This window comes from Streptomyces sp. NPDC004609, from assembly GCF_042873655.1.
Classification (GTDB): Bacteria; Actinomycetota; Actinomycetes; order Streptomycetales; family Streptomycetaceae; genus Streptomyces.
The window spans coordinates 1-1,788 of record NZ_JBIALS010000100.1 but is presented as its reverse complement, the minus strand read 5'-3'; the positions used below and the strand labels follow the sequence as shown (position 1 = coordinate 1,788).

Genomic DNA, 1,788 nt, shown 5'->3' with positions numbered 1-1,788 from the left:
GCTACCGGGTCTAATCGCAGTGCACCGGGCTTTGGCCCGGTGGTGGAGCGATTCTGAGAAGTGCTCTGACTCGCGCTGTGCGCACGGGTCCGCACGGTCGACCTCAGCTCAGACGGGCCGGTTCTGCTGCTCGATGTACTGCTTCACGATCGACAGTGGCGCCCCGCCGACCGACCCGGCGAAGTACGAGCCGGACCACAGCCGCTGTGCCCGCCAGTAATGTCGGACCAGTTCCGGATACTCCTGGCGGAGCCTGCGAGAACTGACGCCCTTGAGGCTGTTCACCAGTTTGGACAGGGCAACTTTCGGCGGGAAGTTCACGAGCAGGTGGACGTGGTCGTTCTCGCCGTTGAACTCGACCAGCTCGCATTCGAAGTCGGCGCAGACGGCCCGCATGATCTCTTCCATGCGCCTCAGGTGGGCGTCCTTGAAGACCTTGTGCCGGTACTTCGTCACGAAAACCAAGTGGGCGTGGAGGACGAAGGTGCAGTGTCGGCCAGTGCGAATGTTCTGATACTCAGCCATAAACCAATTGTAGTAGGGTGATCGGTATGCAGTTGAGGTACAGCTTCCGCCTGTATCCGAACGGTCCTCAGCGCTCAGCGCTGGCCAGGGCGTTCGGGTGTGCGAGGGTGGTCTACAACGATGCGCTTCGCGCCCGTGAGACCGCCCGCGCCGCAGGCGAGGCGTTCCCGAAGACCGGGGACCTGTCCAAACTGCTGATCACCGAGGCCAAGCTCACCGAAGAGCGCGCATGGCTCGGCGAGGTGTCCGCCGTCGTCCTCCAGCAGTCCCTCCGGGACCTGGACATCGCATACCGGAACTTCTTCGACGGCCTCAAGGGCAAGCGCCCCCGCATGGGAGCGCCCCGGTTCAAATCCCGCAAGGACAACCGGCAGGCAGTACGGTTCACCGCGAACGCCCGATGGAAGATCACGACCGGCGGGGACCTGTCCCTGCCGAAGATCGGCGACGTGCGGGTCAAGTGGTCCCGCAACCTCCCCTCCGCGCCGTCCACGGTGACCGTGATCAAAGACGCTGCCGGGAGATACTTCGCGTCCTTCGTCGTGGAGACCGACCGCGAGACGCTGCCCGACGTGACATCCGCCGTCGGCATCGACCTGGGCCTCGGGCACTTCGCGGTCCTCTCCGACGGCACGAAGATCGACGCCCCGCGCTTCCTGCGCCGGGCCGAGAAGAAACTCAAGAGGGAACAGCGCCGTCTGTCCCGCAAGGCCAAGGGATCGAAGAACAGGGACAAGGCCCGCATCAAGGTAGCCCGCGCTCACGCGCAGGTGGCCGACGCACGGCGCGAGTTCCACCACCAGCTCTCAACAAGGATCATTCGCGACAACCAAGCGATTGCCGTTGAGGACCTGGCGGTGAAGGGGCTCGCGCGTACGCGCTTGGCCAAGTCCGTCCACGACGCGGGATGGTCCGCGTTCGTGACGATGCTGGAGTACAAGGCCGCGAAGTTCGGCCGCAGCTTCCTCCGCATCGGACGGTTCGAGCCGACCTCCCAGGTCTGCTCGCAGTGCGGCGTCAAGGACGGTCCCAAGCCCCTGCACATTCGCGTGTGGGAATGCAGGGCTTGCGGAGCCGTCCTCGACCGGGACATCAACGCGGCGGTCAACGTCGCCAAGGCCGCCGGACTGGCGGTGTCAGCCTGTGGAGCGCAGGTAAGACCGGTACTCGTACCGGCCCAGCGCGGGGAAGCAGGAACCCACCGAGACGGTCAGCCGACCGTGGTAGGAATCCCCGGGCTTTAGCCCAGGGAGCGGAAGTCAA

At 65.0% G+C, this 1,788-nt stretch carries 2 protein-coding genes; one reads left to right on the top strand and one right to left on the bottom strand.

The window, feature by feature from the left end; genetic code table 11:
- Window positions 1-108: 108 nt before the first annotated feature.
- A complete protein-coding gene (tnpA, locus tag ACFYT4_RS36190) occupies window positions 109-525 on the bottom strand; it encodes an IS200/IS605 family transposase (protein ID WP_389279176.1) in 417 nt (138 codons plus the stop codon).
- Between the two features lie 26 nt (window positions 526-551).
- Between tnpA and ACFYT4_RS36185 the strand changes: the two genes are divergently transcribed.
- A complete protein-coding gene (locus ACFYT4_RS36185) occupies window positions 552-1,769 on the top strand; it encodes an RNA-guided endonuclease InsQ/TnpB family protein (protein WP_389279173.1) in 1,218 nt (405 codons plus the stop codon).
- Window positions 1,770-1,788 lie beyond the last annotated feature (19 nt).

Bases quoted from the DNA above. Each gene is read 5' to 3' on its own strand.
- ACFYT4_RS36185 (WP_389279173.1), top strand. From the start codon at position 552: ATGCAGTTGAGGTACAGCTTCCGCCTGTATCCGAACGGTCCTCAGCGC.
- tnpA (WP_389279176.1), bottom strand. From the start codon at position 525: ATGGCTGAGTATCAGAACATTCGCACTGGCCGACACTGCACCTTCGTC.